Raw genomic sequence first — 521 nt, 5'->3', positions numbered from 1 at the left:
GGGCGTTGAGTTCCGCATGAATGTGGAAGTCGGCCAAGATGTGCAGATGCAAGAACTGCTTGATGAATACGATGCGGTTTTCTTAGGTGTGGGCACATACAAATACATGCGCGCCGGTTTGGAAAATGAAGACGCGCCGGGCGTTTATGACGCCCTACCATTTTTGATTTCCAATACCTATAAGGTTATGGAGCTAGAACATAACCAACCGTTTATCGATATGGCTGGCAAAAAAGTCGTAGTGCTTGGTGGTGGTGATACCGCGATGGACTGCGTGCGAACTTCGATCCGTCAAGGCGCATCTAACGTGATTTGTGCCTACCGTCGTGATGAAGAAAACATGCCAGGCTCCCGTCGAGAAGTGAAAAATGCCAAAGAAGAGGGCGTGAAGTTCATGTTTAACCTTCAGCCTTTAGGTATTGAGGTTGATGCGTATGGCAAAGTTTCAGGCGTGAAAGTGGTCAAAACTGCTTTAGGCGAGCCTGATGACGCAGGTCGCCGTCGCCCAGAACCTGTAGAAG

General features: G+C 49.1%; 1 protein-coding gene. It reads left to right on the top strand.

Translation table 11 applies throughout. The features are described 5' to 3' along the window. A partial coding sequence (locus tag R7Q11_RS29225; protein ID WP_225467352.1) for an NAD-binding protein occupies window positions 1-521 on the top strand: 521 nt, incomplete at both ends.

The sequence above is a fragment of the Vibrio sp. 970 genome, from assembly GCF_033339075.1.
This window is presented reverse-complemented; position numbering and strand designations above follow the sequence as displayed.